We start from the raw sequence: 16440 nt of genomic DNA, 5'->3' as shown, positions 1-16440 counted from the left end.
GGTGAGCGCCGGACCGGGAGGTCCACCCGGCGGACGCTGTGACGGGCCCGGTGGCGGGGGACCGGCCCCCGCCACCGGGCGACCGGCCCCCGCCATCGGGCGACCGTCAGCCGAGCTCCAGGCTCGTCCCCGCGTACGTCCGCTCCAGCGGCGTCGCCGGGGCCACCCCCGCGTACATCCGGATGGTGTCGAAGCCGGGTTTCAGACCGCGGGCCTCGGCGAGGGCGGCGGCGGCCGTGTGCGGTTCGGGAGCGTCCAGGTGGACCTCCTCGTCGGGGCCCAGGTGCGCGACGAGGGCGTCGAACAGGGCCTCGGCGTCCTCGGCCGTGTCCGCGAACAGCGGGCCGACGCGGTGTCCGTCGTGCGCGGGGCGGATGAGGCCGTAGCCGGCGACGCGCCCGTCGCGCAGGAGCACCCGGGCGGTGCGGTCCGGGCCGGTGAGCCAGCCGGCGAGGAAGGCGCGGCGTTCGGCGGGGAAGCACTGCCGGTCGTAGGCCGCGATCGCGTCGAGGTGGTCAGGGGTGACGGGCAGGACGCCGGGGGCCGGGGTGCCGGTCCGGACCGGCCGGCCCGACCAGCGCAGGTTGCGGTGGGCGGGGACGAAGCCGGAGCGCTTGTACGTCTCCTCCTGGGCGGGGACCGCGTCGAGGCCGACCGTGCGGGTGCCCGCGTGGGGGAAGGCCGCGCGCCAGGTGGCGAGGCCCAGACCGCGGCCGCGGAGACCGGGTGCCACCAGGTAGAAGCCCAGGAAGGCGTAGTCGGGCGCGTAGTTGACGACCGATATGGCGGTGACGACGCGGTCCCCGGCCCGGCCGACGAAGAAGCCGTCCGGGTCGGTGGGGAGGAAGCGGTCCGCGTCGCCGCGGCCGGGGTTCCAGCCCTCCTCGGCGGCCCATGCCATGACCTGCCGCCAGTCGTCCGGCGACGCGGTGGTGACGGTGAGTCCGGCGGCGTCAATGGTGCTCATGGTGCTGTGGTTCCTTCCGTTGACTGTGATGGTGAGTGTCGCGGGTGGTGCGTGCGGTGCGGTCAGATGAGGTCCATGGCGGCCACCTCGTCCGGACTGCCATAGCTGACCGGGCCCTTGAAGCGGCGGCGGGCGGAGGCGAACCACCACACGGTGGCGATCAGCAGGACGACGCCCAGGGCGATCGGCGCGTAGTTGAAGGACTTGGCGGTGATCGGGGAGGCCTGCGGCAGCATGAAGAGCAGGTTGCTGATCACGATCCAGGTCACGGCGACGAAGGCCACCGGCCGGCCGAACCGCCCGAGGTTCCAGGGGCCGGGCCGGAACTCCTTCAGGCGCAACCGCAGGAAGATGGGCACGCCGTAGGCGAGGAAGAGACCGACGACGTTGATGCTGACGACGGCGGTGAAGGCCACGTGCGACCACCAGCCGGGGATGACGAGGACCAGGGCGCAGGCCGCGGCCAGCCACACGGCCTTGACCGGTGTGCGGGTGCGGTCCGAGACGGAGTGCCACAGCCGGGAGCCGGGCATCGCGCCGTCGCGCGAGAAGGCGAAGATCTGCCGGGTGTTGCTCGTCATGTTGGCCAGGCCGCAGAAGAGCATGGCGCCGATGACGATCAGCAGGAGCAGCTTGGCCGTCGTCAGGCCGAGCGCGTCGATGAGGATCTGTACCGGCGGGGCCGCCGCGGACGCCTCGGCCGCGTAGTCGCGGACGGCGTAGATCAGCGCGAGCATGAGGACGAGGCCGGTGAGGGCGGAGTAGCCGATGGCCCGGACGATGCCGCGCGGCGCGTTCACCGTGGCCCGCACGGTCTCCTCGGACATATGGAAGCTGCCGTCGAAGCCGGTGAACGTCCAGCTGGTGACGAGCAGGCCGAGCATGCCGGCGTACACGGCGTTGGAGAAGCCGGTCTCGTTGACGAAGTGGGTCGCGAACGACGCCGACTGGTGCTCGGAGGGCACAGCGATCAGACAGGTGACGATGACCACCAGGCCGACGAGCAGCCACCACACCGATATCCGGTTGAGGATGGCGACCAGCCGCACGGTGTAGGTGTTGGCGAGGGCCTGGATCAGCAGGATGACCGCGGTGATACCGACGGTCTGCTGCGCCGTCGGCTCGTACGAGGGCCATTGCAGGGAGATGAACGACTGGATGAAGGTGGCGGCGGCGAAGTCGGTGGCGGCGGTGCCGCCCACCTGGCCGATGAAGTTGAGCCAGCCCGTGTACCAGGACCAGGCGCCCTTGTGCCGCTTGGCGAGCTTGCCCGCGGAGAAGTACAGCGCGCCGCTGGTCGGGTAGGCGGAGGCGATCTCGGCCATGGAGGCGCCGACGAACAGCACCATGACCGAGACGCCGATCCAGCCGAAGACCAGGATCCGGGGGCCGCCGGCGCCCATGCCGAAGCCGAAGGAGGAGAAGATCCCGGAGATGATGTTGATGATGGTGAACGAGATGGCGAAGTTGTCGAACGCCCGGAACCGGCGGGTGAGTTTACGGGGGTAGCCCATCGCGTGCAGCGTCGCGTCGTCGTCCATGGCGACGTGGGCGGCCTGCCGGTGGGCACTGGCATGAGCGGGGGAGAAGGACTCCGACACGGACAGCGGCTTTCTGCGAGTGGGGACAGGGACGTGCCGGGAGCGGCCTCCCGGCGTACGCGGTGCGGGAGCCGGTCAGGGTGAACCGGGCGCCGGCAGTCCGCACCGCCGACGGGCCTTGCTGAGCTGTTCCTCCGGGCTGCCGAAGGCGCTCCACGGCATACGGGACGCGTAGGGGCCCATGGCCGTGAAGACCGTGCGGGCCTCGTCGAGGCGGCCGGCCATGAAGAGCGCGTGCGCCAGGTAGGCGAGGTCGAGGACGGGCGTGAACCGGTACTCGGGCACTTCGGGGAGCCAGCGCGCGTAGACCTCCAGGGCGAGGGTCCGCCAGCGGCGCTGGCCCCAGGCGCGGTCCGCGAAGGGGTCGGCGCGGGGGTCGTAGTCCTCCACCAGGGTCACCAGCGGGAGCAGCCGCAGCGGGGAGCCGGCGGGGGCGCGGTTGGCCAGGAACTCGGCCACGTCCCAGCGGGCGCTCGCCGAACCGCCGTGCCGGGCGAAGTAGAAGGAGAGGAAGCGGTGGTGCGCCTCCCGGTTCCAGGGGTCGAGCGTCAGGGCCCGGGAGAACAGCGACCAGGGGCCGGACGGGGCGGTGAGCATCCCCGGGGGCGCCGGGTCACGGACCCGTCCCGTCCTCGCGAGCGCCAGCCGGGCCACCCACGGGGTGGGGTCCTTGGGTGCCATCTGGGCGGCCTGGTCGCAGGCCGCCTCGGCTATCCGGATCAGGGACGAGGTCCTGCGGTCCCGGGCGTCGGCCATGCGCAGCGCGCGCAGCATCGCGACCCTGGCCCATAACAGGGCGGCGTCCGGGCCGGGTTCCTCGGCCAGCCAGCGCTCCGCGAGGTCGGAGTCGGCGGCCATTGAGGCGAGCACCAGGGACCGGTGTGCACGGGTGGCGAAGTCCTCGCGCACGTCGTGGAGGATCGCGTGGGCGCTGTGGTAACGGCCCGCCTGCACCTCGACGCACGCCTGCGCCAACTCGTGGTCGTCGGCGGCCGGATGCCATACGTACCGACCCTCGAACGAGCCAGCGACCATGCTCACCTGCCACCCTGTCGCAACAAATCGGGAATCGCGCAACTCGCCCGTGCCGTACGCCCACCGGACCCCTCGGGTGATCGAACCCCGTCGGGTGATCGGAAGCTCACCGGCAGTAAGCCACACCCTACTCAGGATCACCCGGGTCGGGAGGGGCATCCGGAGGATCCAATGCCGCATGTTTTCGATTTATGTCACCTACGTGGCTGGCGGACAGTAACCGGACTGAAACCTTCCGTAAGACTTTACGTTGGTCCGATGCACAAAACCCCCGTGCGGAACGCCATTACCGGCGAAGGGGGAAGAGGGCGCGCCACCGCGACGCCTCCCCTGCGGCACGGCGGATCCGGGAGCGGCCGCCGCGCCCGGTTCATGATCGAAACGACCGGAGGGACCACCAGTCCGTGAACCCACATCACACGGCCGACCTGTTGAGCGCGGCGGTCTTCGCACGCGTCTTCGGCAGCGACGCCCTCGCCCTGCTGCGCCGCGCCGCGGCCGCCGGTGTCCGCATCGGCATCAGCGAACTGCGCCGCGGCCCGCGCCGGCGGCGGGGAGGCGAAAGGTGACGGCACCCTCCCGAGCGAGTACGTTTCCCGTGACCGGACTGCCCGCCGACTACCGGGCGTTCCACCAGCTCTACCGCGCCGCCTATGTGCACTGGGCCGAGCTCTACCTCGGCAACCGCCACGACGCGGAAGAGGCCGTGGACCAGGCGTTCGAGGACCTGTACTTCACCTGGAGCGAGGTCCTCAGAACCGAGAACCCCAACGCCTACGCCTGGGCGGTCGTCAGACACCGGACGATCGACTGCGCCCGGGCGCGCGGCAGGCGCCCGACCGTCATCGACACCGCGGCCTTCGAGACCACCGCCCTGCGGCACGCCGTCGACCCCATCGGCGAGCTCGAACAGAGCCTGTCCGTCTACAAGGCGATCTGCGCCCTGCCGGCGCGCCAGCACGACGTCATCGTCCTGCACTACTGCCTCGGCTACAGCGTCCGGGAGACCGCCGACATCATGGGCATCACCGAGGGCGGGGTGCGCTCCACCGCCCGGCACGCCCGCCACCGCCTGCACGACGCGCTCGGACTGGAGAGAGAAGAGGAGCACCGGTGACCGGAACACTCGACCACGTGCTGGCCAAGGCCCGACTCGACCGGTGCCCCTACCCGAGCGCCGAGATCGAGCGGGCCGAGGCACGGCTCGCCGTCCGGCTCACCGAGCGCATGTGGCACGGCGCCCTGTTCTTCGACGACCAGATGGAGCCCGCGCGCACCGCGGCCGTGCGCGCCGCCCAGCGCAACTACCTTCCCCACCGCGCCTTCTACCGGCAACTCCGCAGCCTCTGCAAGACCGTCGTCGCCCACGACCTCCACAAGCTCGGCACCCTCCTCGCCGACCGCCTGCTGGAACCCGAGGGCGCCCTCGTCCTCGGCTGCGTCCTCCAGCTCGCCGACCGTGAGGACAGCGCCCGCTTCTGGTGGCAGTTCGGCGCCGGCGCCGACGACACCGGGGCGGCCTGCTGCCTCTACCTGCACCACATGGCGCTCGGGGAGCGGCGCGAGGCGGAGCTCTGGCGGCGGCAGGCGGGGCTGGAGTCCCTCATGCCCGAGACTCCCGAGGAGATCGACCGGAACGATCTCAACATGGCGCTCCAGATGCTGGACGGTTTGCGGGAGGGGGAGGGGTTCTCTCCCGCGGCCACCGCGGTGATCGCTTACGTTCCCGATGCGCTCGGGTTCGTCGACGAGGTCGATCTGCCGTTGCCTCAGCCTGACTTTCCGGAGCGGATCGGGGAGTTGACGGCGGCTTGTTGAGTGCGGCTTCGCCGCTCGTCCTCAATCGCCGGATGGGCTGATTCAGCCCGTCCGGCGTTTGAGGACAACCGCGCGGAGCGCGGTTTCAAGGGGGCGCGGGGCACTCCCCGCAGAAACGGTGAAAGGGCGGGACCGGGACACAGCCCGCCGCAGGCGCCTACCCCAGCGCCCGCAGCCCCGGCACGAAGGTCACGACCACCGGCACGAACGGCACGAGCGCCGCCGCAGCGGTCAGCCGCAACCGCCGGGCGGGCGTGAGCCGAGGGGAGGGCGCCAGAAGCCGGTCGACGCGGCCGGGAAGCTGGGACATGCGGCGGACGCAGGGGTCGAACACCCCCCGGTCCTCGTTGAGTTCGATGAGGGCGAGGGCGGTGGTGAGACGCCCGAAGCGCCGGGAGGCCATATCGTCGGCGGCGAGCTCGACGAGGTGATGCACCCGGTCACGGAAGGCGGCGAAGACGGGCACCTGGGGGAAGCCGTTGGCGAGAGCGGAGGAGCAGTGGAGCAACCAGTCGTGCCGGGCCCGCACATGCCCCTGCTCATGCGCCAGCAGAGCGTCGAGCTGGGAGTCGTCGAGCCGCCGCAGCGCACCGGTGGTGATCACCAACTGCGGGGAGGGGCCGCCGCGCAGCAGCCAGGCGTCCGGACGCTGGGACTCCAGCAGGACGAGCCGGTCGCCGCCGGGCTCCTCGCCGGGCAGCCGCGGCGAGCGGACGAGGAGGGCGGCGCGGCGCTGCCGCCGCCGGGCCCGGGCGCCGCGGATCTCCCGGGTCAGCATGGCGGCGGTCCAGACGGCGCCGCAGGCGAGGACGGTGGCCAGGGGAGCGGCGAGGGAGCCGTAACCGCCGAGGGCGTAGGCCTCGACGACGCCGCTCGGAGCGGGGGCGAAGACGTTGCCGCGCACGGCCTCCCAGGCCGCGGCGGCGCTCAGCGCCATGGCGAGCACGCAGCACAACAGCACGGCGGCCACGACGCATTGCCACACCCACAGGGCCAGCACGGGCTCGCGGTCGGGCCAGTCGGCGCGGGCCAGGACGCGGGGCGCCAACGACGCGAGCAGCGCGCCGACGGCCAGCAGCGCGAGCGGGACGAGCATGGGTGTGCCTTCCCTCGGAGTCGTCCACGGCAGCGTGGGATCCTGTGCTGGGTCAGACAGTAGTGGCACCGCGGCCCGGCGTGCAGTGGTCCGGCCCACGCCCCTTGAATACGGGCCCGCTCCCGGCGCCCCACCCGCCCCTCACATGGTCAGCAGCATCGCCAGCATCCCTATCCCCATGGAAACCCGGCACGCGCCGGTGAGCTCCGCCCGGCCGCGCACCGGCGACGGCCCGCCCGTCCCGGAGGCACCGGAAGCCCCGGTGGCACTGGCGGCACCGGTGGCGGCGCGGCTCCGCCAGGCCGGCTCTCCGGGCAGCGCGGCCGGCACCGGCACGATCGCCGCGAGCGTCCGTACCACGTACACCGCGAAGTAGACCAGCAACAGCCCCGTCAGCAGCGGCGTCCCGGCCGGCCGGTGCCCGCCGCCGTGGCCGGTGGCGGATGTGCCGGTCATGGCGAGCGCCATGTAGACCATCGCGAACGCTCCCACCGCGTGGTGCAGATGGTGGGAGTCGGCGCGGCGCCGGGCCAGGACCAGCGCGTGCAGCCCCGCGGCACCGAACACCGCGGCGAACAGCACCGCTCCCCACGGCCGGGCCACCGCCGGCGTCGCCACCGGCACCGCCATGGCGGCCATACCGAGCCCCATCAGCGCGTCGCCCCGGGCCGCCCCGCGCTCTCCCGCCCCGCCGGACCGGGCCCGGTGCAGGCAGTACACCCCCGTCGCGGTACCCACCGCCACCAGCAGCCACCCGACCAGTGGCGGTCCGTGCACCTCTCTCACACCTCCCGGCCTACGCCCCCCTGGGCAGGATGCCCGCGTCGGGAGGGTCGTACGGGAGCGCACGGGCGCACGGAGAGAGTGCGATGGCGCGGATGTGCGCCCTGCACGGCGGGAACGCCGGATGACCGCCCTCGGATCCCGGGGCCCTCAGATACCGGGGCGGTAGCGCAGCGGATGCCCTTCCGGCACCTCCACCACGACGATCCGGACCCCGTCGGGATCGGCGATCCACATCTCCACCAGTCCCCAGGGCATCCGCTCCGGCGGCTGGAGGATCTCCACACCGCGCGTCAGCAGCTCCTCGTGCGCGGCGGCGGCGTCGGCCACCTGCAGCCACAGGGAGAGCCCGGGGGCGGGCGGCGCGGCCGAGCGGCCGGAGAGCTCCAGGAACCCGCCGCCCAGGAAGTAGACGGTGCCGCGCTCGGGCCCGGTGCCGAACTCCCGGTGGACGGCGAGGCCCAGGGCCCCGCCGTAGAACTCCCGGGAGCGGTCCGGATCGGTCGGCCTCAGCAACACCCTGCTGCTCAGTACGTGCACCATGCCGTCCGACTGTACGCATCCGCCTGCGGTTAGTCTCGGGAGCGGCCGCCCGCGGCCCGCCGGATCGCGCCGTGCCCCCACCGCATTCCGCCGGCCGGCAGGGCCCACCAGCCCCCCGCAGGACCCGCACGCCCCCGCACGACCCCGAGGAAAGGAACCCCGGAACGCCATGGAAGCCACGGAGACCGCACACCCCGCCCAGGACCGACCGGTGATCCGCACCGCGACCGCCGCCGACGTCCCCGCGCTCGTCCCGCTGATCGAATCGGCCTACCGGGGGGACGCCAGCCGCGTCGGGTGGACCACCGAGGCGGACCTCCTGGACGGCCGGCGCACGGACGAGGAGGGTGTGGGTGCCGTGGTGGCCGCCGAGGGCAGCCGGGTGCTGCTGCTGGAGGACACCGACGGCCCCGTGGCCTGCTGCCACATCGAACACCGCGGCGACCACGCGTACTTCGGCATGTTCGCCGTGCGGCCCGCGACGCAGGGCGCGGGGCTCGGCAAGGTGGTGCTCGCCGAGGCCGAGCGGGTGGCGCGGGCCGAGTGGGGCGTACAGCGGATGCATATGACGGTCATCCGGCAGCGGGACGAGCTGATCGCCTGGTACGAGCGGCGCGGCTACCGGCGGACCGGACGGATGAGCCCGTTCCCGTACGGCGACGAGCGGTTCGGCATACCGCGTCGGGACGACCTGGAGTTCGAGCTGCTGGTGAAGGACCTCCCGTAGGTCTCCGCGGCGGGGGCGACGGCAGCGCCCCCGCAACGAACGGAGGCGGAGGTTCACCATCCGGCAACCGCTCGCATTCGGCAGCGTCCGACAGGAAAAACAGCGGCCCGCTCCCGGACCCCGCAGGATAATTTGCAGCAGCACCCCTTGAGGAGGAGAACGGCGCATGGATACGGTGTCTTAACGCCAGGTTCTCCCGAGAAGGGGCAGTCATGACGGAAATTCTTGCGTCCGGGCCGATAGCCGTCGACGGAACGTCCGCGGCGTCCGCGGAGAGCGTCACCGGGCATCCCGCCTGGAAGCAGCTCAAGGACGCCGTCGAGACCATCCGTCCGTGGCAGTCCGCGGACGGCTCGATCGACCTCGGCGCCGACGGCGCGCCGCCGGGGGAGACCGTACGGGCCGAGACGGAGCGGGTCGCCGCCGCCGTGGAGCAGCTCGCGCCGCTCCTCCCGCACGACGCCGACTACCACGCCGCCCTCGTCTCCGACCTGCGCAAATGGGCAGACTCCGGATTCGGCGTGCCGGACTTCCTGGACTCGCTGCTGGCCTTCCGCCCCGCGGAGCGCCGCGCCGACGGCCGTCAGCACCTGGTCGTCTTCCCCATGTACACGCAGAACGGCAACCCGGACCGCAACCTCGAAGCGGTCGTGCTGCGCCTGGTCTGGCCCGAATGGCTCTCCGAGCTGGAGCGCACCCGCTACGACAACCCGCTCTTCCTCGGCATCACCTTCGAGGACTTCACCGCGGGCTACGACACCAACTCGGCCGTCCTCTTCCCGGAGACCATCGCCGTCCGCGAGGCCCCCGAGCGCTTCACCTGGGGCGGCATCTTCTGCGACCGCGAGGCCGCCCGCTTCCGCCGCGTCACCGAGGCGGCCGTGGACCTCCTCGGCCTGGAGCTCCCCGCCGACATCGCCGCCATGCTGGACGACCAGCACCGCTGCCAGCAGGCGTTCGTCCTCTGGGACATGATCCACGACCGGACGCACAGCCACGGCGACCTGCCGTTCGACCCCTTCATGATCAAGCAGCGGCAGCCGTTCTGGATGTACGGCCTGGAGGAGCTGCGCTGCGACCTCACCGCCTTCAAGGAGGCCGTGAAACTGGAGGCCGACGGCTACACGCAGGGCCGTGACGTGCAGTACGCCGTGCTCTTCGACCGCATGTTCCGCTTCCCGGTCACGGGCGAGCGCGTGCGCAACTACGACGGCCTCGGCGGGCAGCTGCTCTTCGCCTACCTGCACCGGCACGACGTCGTACGCTGGACGGACAACACCCTGCACATCGACTGGGACCGCGCCCCGCAGATCACCAACCAGCTGTGCGGCGAGATCGAGAAGCTGTACCGCGACGGCATCGACCGCCCCAAGCTCGTCCACTGGTTCGCCGCCTACGAGCTCGTCTCGGCGTACCTGGCTCCCCACCCCGGATCCCGGTGGGCCAAGGGCCCCGACGCCCTCGACCTGAGCCTGCCGCCGCGCAAGCTCGTGGACGACGTGCTTCCGGACGAGTTCCCGCTCAGCATGTTCTATGAGGCCCTTGCCAAGAAGCTGCGGACCGTGATCGCCTCGACCAAGGGCATCACGGCCGACAGCCTGGAGAAGGTGGCCGCGTGAGCGAGGGGAACGAGGAGGCGACGACCATGAGCACTCCGACCAATGGCAACGGCCGGCTGGACGGTGCCGTCGTGGCGGTGGCGGGAGCCGCCGGCCCGGCGGGCCGGGCGGCACTGCTGCGGCTGGCCGAGGCGGGGGCGACGGTCGTCGCCGCCGACGCGGACGCCGCACGCCTCGCCGAGGCGGTGGACGCGGCCCGCTACGCCCACGGCGGCGCCACCGTCATCGGCGACACCGTGGACCTGCTCGACCTGGAGGCCACCCGGGCCTGGGCCGACCGCACCGAGAAGGAATTCGGGCGCATCGACGGCCTGGTCCACCTGGTGGGCGGCTGGCGCGGCTCGGCCACCTTCGCCGAGACCGACCTCGCCGACTGGGAGCTGCTGGAGAAGCTGCTCGTCAGGACCGTGCAGCACACCTCGCTGGCCTTCGAGGGCCCGCTCACACGCGGCGGGAACGGCCGGTACGTGCTCATCAGCGCGGCCGGCGCCAGCAAGCCCACCGCGGGCAACGCCGCGTACGCCGCGGCCAAGGCGGCGGCCGAGGCCTGGACGCTCGCCCTCGGGGACGCGTTCCGCAAGGCCGGCGGCGACCCCGCGGCGGGCGGCGCCCCGGCGGCCGCCGCCACCGTAGTGATCATCAAGGCACTGGTGCACGACGCCATGCGCGCCGAGCGCCCGAACGCGAAGTTCGCGGGCTTCACCGACGTCAAGGACCTGGCCGAGGCCATCGTCGGCGTCTGGGGAAAGCCCGCCCAGGAAGTGAACGGAACCCGTCTGTGGCTGACTCCCCACACGTGACCGAGACCGACGCGATACGCCGGCACGACCCGCACGCCCGCGGCTTCGCCAGCGACAACTACGCCGGCGCGCACCCCGAGGTCCTGGCGGCCCTCGCCCTCGCCAACGGGGGTCACCAGATCGCGTACGGGGAGGACGAGTACACCGCGCACCTCCAGGATGTGTTCCGGTCCCACTTCGGGCCCACCGCCGAGGCGTTCCCCGTCTTCAACGGCACGGGCGCCAACGTCGTCGCCCTCCAGGCGGTCACCGAACGGTGGGGCGCGGTGATCTGCGCCGACTCGGCCCACATCAACGTCGACGAGTGCGGCGCGCCCGAGCGCGTCGGCGGGCTCAAGCTGCTGACCGTGCCCACCCCGCACGGCAAGCTCACCCCCGAGCTCATCGACCGCGAGGCATGGGGCTGGGACGACGAGCACCGTGCCCAGCCGCAGGTCGTCTCCCTCGCCCAGACCACCGAACTGGGCACCTGCTACACCCCGGAGGAGATCCGGGAGATCTGCGACCACGCCCACGAGCGGGGCATGAAGGTCCACCTCGACGGCTCGCGCATCGCCAACGCGGCGGCCACCCTCGGCGTCCCGCTGCGGGCCTTCACCACCGACGCCGGGGTCGACCTGCTCTCCTTCGGCGGCACCAAGAACGGTCTGCTGTTCGGCGAGTGCGTCGTCGTGCTGAACCCCGGCGCGGTCAAGGCGATGAAGCACCTCCGCAAGCTGTCGATGCAGCTCGCCTCCAAGATGCGTTTCGTCTCCGTCCAGTTCGAGGCCCTGCTGACGGGCGACCTCTGGCTGCGCAGCGCCTCCCACGCCAACGCGATGGCCGCCCGCCTGGCCGAGGGCGTGCGGGGCGTGGACGGCGTCGAGGTCCTGCACCCCGTCCAGTCCAACGCGGTCTTCGCGCGGCTGCCGCGCGAGGTGAGCGAGCGGCTGCAGAAGCAGTACCGCTTCTACTTCTGGGACGAGGCGGCGGGCGACGTCCGCTGGATGTGCTCCTTCGACACCACGGAGGAGAACGTGGACGCGTTCGTCCAGCTCGTCGAGGAGGAGATGGCGCGGGGTTAGCTGTGGCCCGGCGGTGGCAGCTCTCGTCAGTCGCCTGTCCGGTCCGACGAGAGCTGCCTCACCGGATCAGCCTTTCAGGCCGTAGAAGTGGATTCGCGTGTTCGGCTTGAACCCGATGCGCGGGTACACGGGGGCTCCTGCCGCGGTGGCGTGCAGCGTGGCGCGGGTCAGCCCGGTGGCCCGCGCACCTTCGTACAGCGCCTTGCGCGTGACCGCCTCGCCGTAGCCCTTGCGCTGCCACCGCGGGTCCGTGGCGACGAAGGTGATGAACAGCCGGCCTCGCGCTTCGATCGCGGCGGCGCACGCCACCGGTTCGTCCCGGCGCAGGGCCAGGTAGGCGTGGAGCCCGTTCTTCCAGAGCGCCGATCCCACCAGGCCCTCGCGGCCCTCCTCCAAGGGGAACCCGTAGGCGCGTGACTGGAGGTCGGCGTAGGCCCGCAGCTGCTCGTCGGTGCCGACGCGGGCGAACGTCAGGTCGGGGTGGACCGGCTCGGGGATGGGGAGCAGGTCGCCGGCCATGCCCGTTCCGGGGAAGGCGTACTGGAGGCCGGCCTGCTCGGCCGTCGTCTCCAGCGCGGAGCGGGCCTCGTCGTCGAGAAGGTCCTCGAATAGCCACAGGAGGCCCGGGTGCCTCTTGGTCCGCATGATGTCCACGGCCTGGTTCAGACGCTGCCTGAGGAGCTCTGCTCCCGCGTCCGCCTCGGTCAAGGTGATGCAGTTCCAGAACCCGAACCTGCTGTCGGCCCAGCGGACGGCGATGCCCGGCAGGTCGCGTACGTCCGCGTCCGGGTCGCGGTCGAGCACCATGGTCCGCCAGCCTGTGGTGAGTTGCTGTACCGATTCGATGGATTCCGCGGGAACGGTCACGGTGTCTCTGTCTCCATGACGGGTGGTGGATGCCTGCGGTGCCTCTGTGCCAGTGGGGACTCTACTTGCGGCATGCGGTTCCGGTCCCGTCAGATGATGTTTTCGGCCTCTTCGATCTGGTCGTGGGCGTTCGCCGTGCCGGAACGGGGCACACCGTAGGAACTCCGTCCGAAGCGCCACCACAGGGCGGCCATGACGAGGACCACCAGCAGGGCGACGGGCGTGTAGTTGAAGGTCGTGGAGGTGACCGGGCTGGACTGCGGCAGCAGGAACAGCACGGTCACTCCCGCCGCCCAGAGCACGGCCACCCAGCCGATCGGCCGGCTCCAGCGGCCCAGGTGCCAGGGCCCGGGGGTGAACCGGTCCGGGTGGCGCAGGCGCAGCAGCACCGGGATGGCGTAGGCCGGGGTGAAACCCACGACGGAGATCGCGGTCACCGCCGAGAACGCCGTGGCGGAATACAGGGACGGCAGGGCGAGCACAAAGGCGATGACCACCGCCAGCCGGACGGCGTTGGCCGGGACGGCCGTACGGCGGCTGACCTTCTGCCAGCGGGCAGCGCCGGGCAGGGCGCCGTCCCGGGCGAAGGCGTAGATCATGCGGCTGGCGGAGGCGGTGACGGTGTAGCCGCACAGGAACTGCGCGACGATGATCACCAGCATCAGCGCCTTCGCCGTCGCCACGCCCAGGGAGTCCAGGAAGATCTGCGCCACCGGCACCCCGGTCTCGCTGCCCAGCGTCCCGGTGTAGTCCTGGATGGCGAACAGCAGGGCGGCCAGCAGGATTCCGCCGGCGATCCAGGACACGGCCACCGAGCGGACGATCCCGCGCGCCGCGGCCACGGAAGCGCCGCTGGTCTCCTCGCTCAGGTGGGCCGAGGTGTCGTAGCCGGCCAGGGCGAAGCACGGCAGCAGCATGCCCAGCAGGATCACGTACACAGGGCTCGACCAGCCGGTGTTGTTGGTGAACTCGGAGAACACGAAGCCGGCCGACCGGTGGTGGGAGGGGACGAGCGTCAGGGCGCCGATGATGACGACGGCCCCGGCCAGGTGCCACCAAGCGCTCAGGGAGGTGAGGACGTTCATCAGCCGGGTGCCGAAGAGATTCATGACCGCGTGCAGCGCGAGGATGACCGCGTACATCACCAGCAGGGAATTCGGCGTCGGCTCGAAGCCGAACTGCAGGTTCGCCCAGGCGGCGGTGAAGGTCGCGATGCCGTAGTCCTGGGCCGCGATCCCGCCGAGCAGCCCCAGAAGGTTGAGCCAGCCGGTGTACCAGCTCCACCGCTCACCGCCGAGCTGGCGGGCCATGTAGTACAGGCCGCCGCTGGTGGGATAGCGGGAGGTGATCTCGGCCAGCGCCGCGGCCAGGCACAGCACCAGCGGCCCCACGGCGAGCCACCCCCACATCACCACCGCGGGACCACCGCTGTTCAGACCGAAGCCGAAGAGCAGCAGCGTCCCGGACATGATGGAGATGACCGACAGGGAAGCGGAGAAGTTCCCGAAGGCGCCCATGCGCCGGTGCAGTTGCTGGGTGTAGCCGAGCTCCTTGAGTATCCGTTCGTCGTCGTCCGGCGGCTCGGACTGCGGCCATGGTGCGTTGGCTGATGCACACATCGAGATTCTCCGCACAGAGAAGAGCAGAAGGGAGGGAGGGGGCCGGGCCGGCTGCCGGGCCGTCGGCGCGGCACGGGCGGAGCCCGCCCGCGGAGCCAGCAGGCGCTCACGGCCGTCTTCCCGCGTCCGGCGGCGAGTTGAGCCGCCGCAGGCAGGCACTGCGGGTCGCCTCGAACTCCTCCCGCCACCGCTCCGGGTGGTGCGTGATGTACTGCCACGGGGCCGGGGTGGCGTAGTCGCCGATGGCTTGGAACACGGTGGCCGCTTCCTTCCGGAAGCCGCCTGCCGTCAGTCCATGGGCCAGACAGGAGGCCGACCAGCGGGCGAAGTCCATCGCGAGCGCCCGCCGGCTGAGATACGCCGATGCCGGGCCGACCCGTAGCCCCCGGAGCATGCGGTGCCACGCCTCGCGGCTGAACCCGTTCCACCGGTGCGCGGCTTCCAGCAGCCCCCACGGCCCGTGGGGGAGCAGGAAATCCGGCGGCGGCGGTGCCACACGATGCTCCGGAAAGTGTCCGGCCGTGTCCGTCGACCGCCGCAGAGCAGGCTGAGCGGGCAAGCACAACGCTTCGGCGCTCCGGGACCGAGACAGACCGCCCGAGGAAGGCATCAACGCTCCAACGCGAGGCAAGGGCAGGGCACGAGAGGGGAGAACAAGGACACGGATGCCATGACGCGCTGCCGCCTGACAGCCGTTGATGACGCACCGTAGCAGTGCGGTACACGTTCGAAGAAGTGCAGCGCCTTGCCGTTCCGCGCAGTTGGGGGATCTGGTCCTGCCGTGTCCGCCGTGCGGTTGCCGCGCCGGGCTGTGCTGCCACTCCGGCTGTGGCTGACTGACAGGGCAGTTGCCCCCGCGGCTTCCGCGCCTGCGGGAGTCGTCCTGTTCCGGACCAGGGCGGCGACGCGACGTGGCTGTCCTGAGCGAGTGTCTTTCCTGCGCCTTGGGACTGGCCGGCGGGTCAATTGCCAGGTCGGAGGCTGACTTCGCCTGGCAGGATCGGAGCCATGTCAATAGATCCATCGTTGCTCAGAGCTCGGGCTCTGTGGGAAGACCTTGCCCGGGTACCGGTGTCGTTCCCGCCGCCGGGTGGTGTGCACGTGGTGGTCTCCCCGGAGTCGGGGCTGTGCCCGGCCGGCTGGCTGGGGGTGGTGGTTCTCGGTGGATCGGCGATCGTGACTGTGCCGACTGAGAGCGCCGCAGTGATCGTTCGGGGTGCACTGGCGGGACTGTCGGTGGAGGCTGTCGTGGACGGCACTTCAATCCGGACGGTCCTGCCTGTTGCGAGGGTGTTGGGGCCGGCGGTGTTGTCGTATGTGTCTCCGGAGGGTTTTCGCCCGGTCGAATCCGGTGCGCTGGCGGCGGAGCAACTGCCGGCCGACCACCCGGATCTGCGGCGTCTGGAGAAGACGGCCGGCGAGGGAGACGCTGGGGAGGCCGCGCTGGACGAGATCACGTCTCGCGCGTTCGTGGTCCGCGAGCAGGGTCAGGAAGTTGCTGCTGCCGGCTATCGAGCCTGGCCGAGTCGTACCGCTCACATTGGCGTGCTGACCGCGCCGGCAGCGCGGGGGCGGGGGCTGGCGCGGGTGACGGGTTCAGCGGCGGTCGCACATGCCCTCGCTGCCGGGCTGCTACCGCAATGGCGTGCACGGCTTCCCGCCTCCCGGCGCGTTGCAGCCGCATTGGGCTTCGAGGAACTGGGCTTCCAGCTGAGCATCGAGATCGTCTGATCGGTGAAGAGCGGCATGCCGAGGTCGACCCGTTGGGGCCGACCGTCGGCCGGGGCCCGGCTCAGGCCGTTGAGCTTGGCGGTGGCGGCGTCGAGACCGACCTGAAGTCCGTCGACTTCTCCGAGCCATCGGTTACCGCGGGCTTCGCGGATGCGATCGCGGAGGTTCCG

Annotated in this window: 17 protein-coding genes; 8 read left to right on the top strand and 9 right to left on the bottom strand. The window is 71.6% G+C overall.

The genetic code is table 11. The annotated features are described in order from the left end of the window. Positions 1 to 106 precede the first annotated feature (106 nt). The 3 genes from HN013_RS03720 to HN013_RS03710 form a co-directional block, all read right to left on the bottom strand. Complete coding sequence (locus tag HN013_RS03720; RefSeq protein WP_171162907.1) at positions 107 to 967, bottom strand: GNAT family N-acetyltransferase; 861 nt, start codon at positions 965 to 967, stop codon at positions 107 to 109. Between the two features lie 62 nt (positions 968 to 1029). Continuing rightward, positions 1030 to 2481 carry an amino acid permease gene (locus tag HN013_RS03715; RefSeq protein WP_171163297.1) on the bottom strand — a complete coding sequence of 484 codons (1452 nt, stop codon included), beginning with the start codon at positions 2479 to 2481 and terminating at the stop codon, positions 1030 to 1032. Positions 2482 to 2643: 162 nt separating this feature from the next. Beyond that, positions 2644 to 3603, bottom strand: a complete 960-nt coding sequence (locus HN013_RS03710) for a hypothetical protein (RefSeq protein ID WP_171163295.1) — start codon at positions 3601 to 3603, stop codon at positions 2644 to 2646. A gap of 404 nt (positions 3604 to 4007) precedes the next feature. Between HN013_RS03710 and HN013_RS03705 the strand changes: the two genes are divergently transcribed. Genes HN013_RS03705 through HN013_RS03695 form a run of 3 tightly spaced genes read left to right on the top strand, consistent with a single transcriptional unit; the run spans position 4008 to position 5421 of the window. Continuing rightward, positions 4008 to 4172, top strand: coding sequence for a hypothetical protein (locus HN013_RS03705; protein WP_171162905.1), 165 nt, complete (start codon positions 4008 to 4010; stop codon positions 4170 to 4172). A 29-nt stretch (positions 4173 to 4201) separates the two neighbouring features. Then, positions 4202 to 4720: an RNA polymerase sigma factor gene (locus HN013_RS03700; RefSeq protein ID WP_171162903.1), complete on the top strand. Its 519-nt coding sequence runs from the start codon at positions 4202 to 4204 to the stop codon at positions 4718 to 4720. Continuing rightward, the gene (locus HN013_RS03695; protein ID WP_171162901.1) at positions 4717 to 5421 is read left to right on the top strand and encodes a hypothetical protein; all 705 of its coding nucleotides are present in this window, start codon (positions 4717 to 4719) and stop codon (positions 5419 to 5421) included. The genes HN013_RS03700 and HN013_RS03695 overlap by 4 nt, the downstream gene beginning before the upstream one ends. 157 nt (positions 5422 to 5578) lie before the next feature. On the opposite strand, the gene HN013_RS03690 is transcribed toward HN013_RS03695, so the two are convergent. The 3 genes from HN013_RS03690 to HN013_RS03680 form a co-directional block, all read right to left on the bottom strand. After that, complete coding sequence (locus HN013_RS03690) at positions 5579 to 6517, bottom strand: M56 family metallopeptidase (protein WP_171162899.1); 939 nt, start codon at positions 6515 to 6517, stop codon at positions 5579 to 5581. Between the two features lie 141 nt (positions 6518 to 6658). Beyond that, positions 6659 to 7294: a DUF5134 domain-containing protein gene (locus tag HN013_RS03685; RefSeq protein ID WP_171162897.1), complete on the bottom strand. Its 636-nt coding sequence runs from the start codon at positions 7292 to 7294 to the stop codon at positions 6659 to 6661. A 156-nt stretch (positions 7295 to 7450) separates the two neighbouring features. Continuing rightward, a complete protein-coding gene (locus tag HN013_RS03680; RefSeq protein WP_171162895.1) occupies positions 7451 to 7843 on the bottom strand; it encodes a VOC family protein in 393 nt (130 codons plus the stop codon). A 169-nt stretch (positions 7844 to 8012) separates the two neighbouring features. Here HN013_RS03680 and HN013_RS03675 point away from each other — a divergent pair, with 169 nt between their 5' ends. The 4 genes from HN013_RS03675 to HN013_RS03660 all read left to right on the top strand — a co-directional run bounded on the left by HN013_RS03675 (position 8013) and on the right by HN013_RS03660 (position 12053). Next, the gene (locus tag HN013_RS03675; protein ID WP_171162893.1) at positions 8013 to 8570 is read left to right on the top strand and encodes a GNAT family N-acetyltransferase; all 558 of its coding nucleotides are present in this window, start codon (positions 8013 to 8015) and stop codon (positions 8568 to 8570) included. Between the two features lie 212 nt (positions 8571 to 8782). Continuing rightward, complete coding sequence (locus HN013_RS03670) at positions 8783 to 10189, top strand: DUF6421 family protein (protein WP_171162891.1); 1407 nt, start codon at positions 8783 to 8785, stop codon at positions 10187 to 10189. Between the two features lie 26 nt (positions 10190 to 10215). Next, positions 10216 to 10989 carry an SDR family NAD(P)-dependent oxidoreductase gene (locus HN013_RS03665; protein WP_171163293.1) on the top strand — a complete coding sequence of 258 codons (774 nt, stop codon included), beginning with the start codon at positions 10216 to 10218 and terminating at the stop codon, positions 10987 to 10989. Continuing rightward, entirely contained in the window at positions 10986 to 12053 is a 1068-nt protein-coding gene (locus HN013_RS03660; protein WP_312018490.1) for a low specificity L-threonine aldolase, read from the top strand. The genes HN013_RS03665 and HN013_RS03660 overlap by 4 nt, the downstream gene beginning before the upstream one ends. 66 nt (positions 12054 to 12119) lie before the next feature. On the opposite strand, the gene HN013_RS03655 is transcribed toward HN013_RS03660, so the two are convergent. The 3 genes from HN013_RS03655 to HN013_RS03645 all read right to left on the bottom strand — a co-directional run bounded on the left by HN013_RS03655 (position 12120) and on the right by HN013_RS03645 (position 15035). Continuing rightward, a complete protein-coding gene (locus HN013_RS03655) occupies positions 12120 to 12920 on the bottom strand; it encodes a GNAT family N-acetyltransferase (RefSeq protein ID WP_171162887.1) in 801 nt (266 codons plus the stop codon). 89 nt (positions 12921 to 13009) lie between these two features. Beyond that, entirely contained in the window at positions 13010 to 14539 is a 1530-nt protein-coding gene (locus tag HN013_RS03650) for an amino acid permease (RefSeq protein ID WP_171162885.1), read from the bottom strand. 106 nt (positions 14540 to 14645) lie between these two features. Continuing rightward, entirely contained in the window at positions 14646 to 15035 is a 390-nt protein-coding gene (locus HN013_RS03645; RefSeq protein ID WP_171162883.1) for a hypothetical protein, read from the bottom strand. A gap of 512 nt (positions 15036 to 15547) precedes the next feature. On the opposite strand from HN013_RS03645, the gene HN013_RS03640 reads away from it, so the two are divergent. Beyond that, positions 15548 to 16270: a GNAT family N-acetyltransferase gene (locus tag HN013_RS03640; RefSeq protein ID WP_171162881.1), complete on the top strand. Its 723-nt coding sequence runs from the start codon at positions 15548 to 15550 to the stop codon at positions 16268 to 16270. Positions 16271 to 16440: the final 170 nt, after the last annotated feature.

This window comes from Streptomyces sp. I05A-00742 (genome assembly GCF_013055795.1).
Taxonomy (GTDB): domain Bacteria; phylum Actinomycetota; class Actinomycetes; order Streptomycetales; family Streptomycetaceae; genus Streptomyces.
Note: the sequence above shows the minus strand (reverse complement) of the source record. Positions and strands in the feature narration are given on the sequence as shown.

Coding starts and splice junctions, on each gene's coding strand:
- HN013_RS03720 (WP_171162907.1), bottom strand. CDS start 967: ATGAGCACCATTGACGCCGCCGGACTCACCGTCACCACCGCGTCGCCG.
- HN013_RS03715 (WP_171163297.1), bottom strand. CDS start 2,481: ATGGGCTACCCCCGTAAACTCACCCGCCGGTTCCGGGCGTTCGACAAC.
- HN013_RS03710 (WP_171163295.1), bottom strand. CDS start 3,603: ATGGTCGCTGGCTCGTTCGAGGGTCGGTACGTATGGCATCCGGCCGCC.
- HN013_RS03690 (WP_171162899.1), bottom strand. CDS start 6,517: ATGCTCGTCCCGCTCGCGCTGCTGGCCGTCGGCGCGCTGCTCGCGTCG.
- HN013_RS03680 (WP_171162895.1), bottom strand. CDS start 7,843: ATGGTGCACGTACTGAGCAGCAGGGTGTTGCTGAGGCCGACCGATCCG.
- HN013_RS03675 (WP_171162893.1), top strand. CDS start 8,013: ATGGAAGCCACGGAGACCGCACACCCCGCCCAGGACCGACCGGTGATC.
- HN013_RS03670 (WP_171162891.1), top strand. CDS start 8,783: ATGACGGAAATTCTTGCGTCCGGGCCGATAGCCGTCGACGGAACGTCC.
- HN013_RS03665 (WP_171163293.1), top strand. CDS start 10,216: ATGAGCACTCCGACCAATGGCAACGGCCGGCTGGACGGTGCCGTCGTG.
- HN013_RS03650 (WP_171162885.1), bottom strand. CDS start 14,539: ATGTGTGCATCAGCCAACGCACCATGGCCGCAGTCCGAGCCGCCGGAC.
- HN013_RS03640 (WP_171162881.1), top strand. CDS start 15,548: ATGTCAATAGATCCATCGTTGCTCAGAGCTCGGGCTCTGTGGGAAGAC.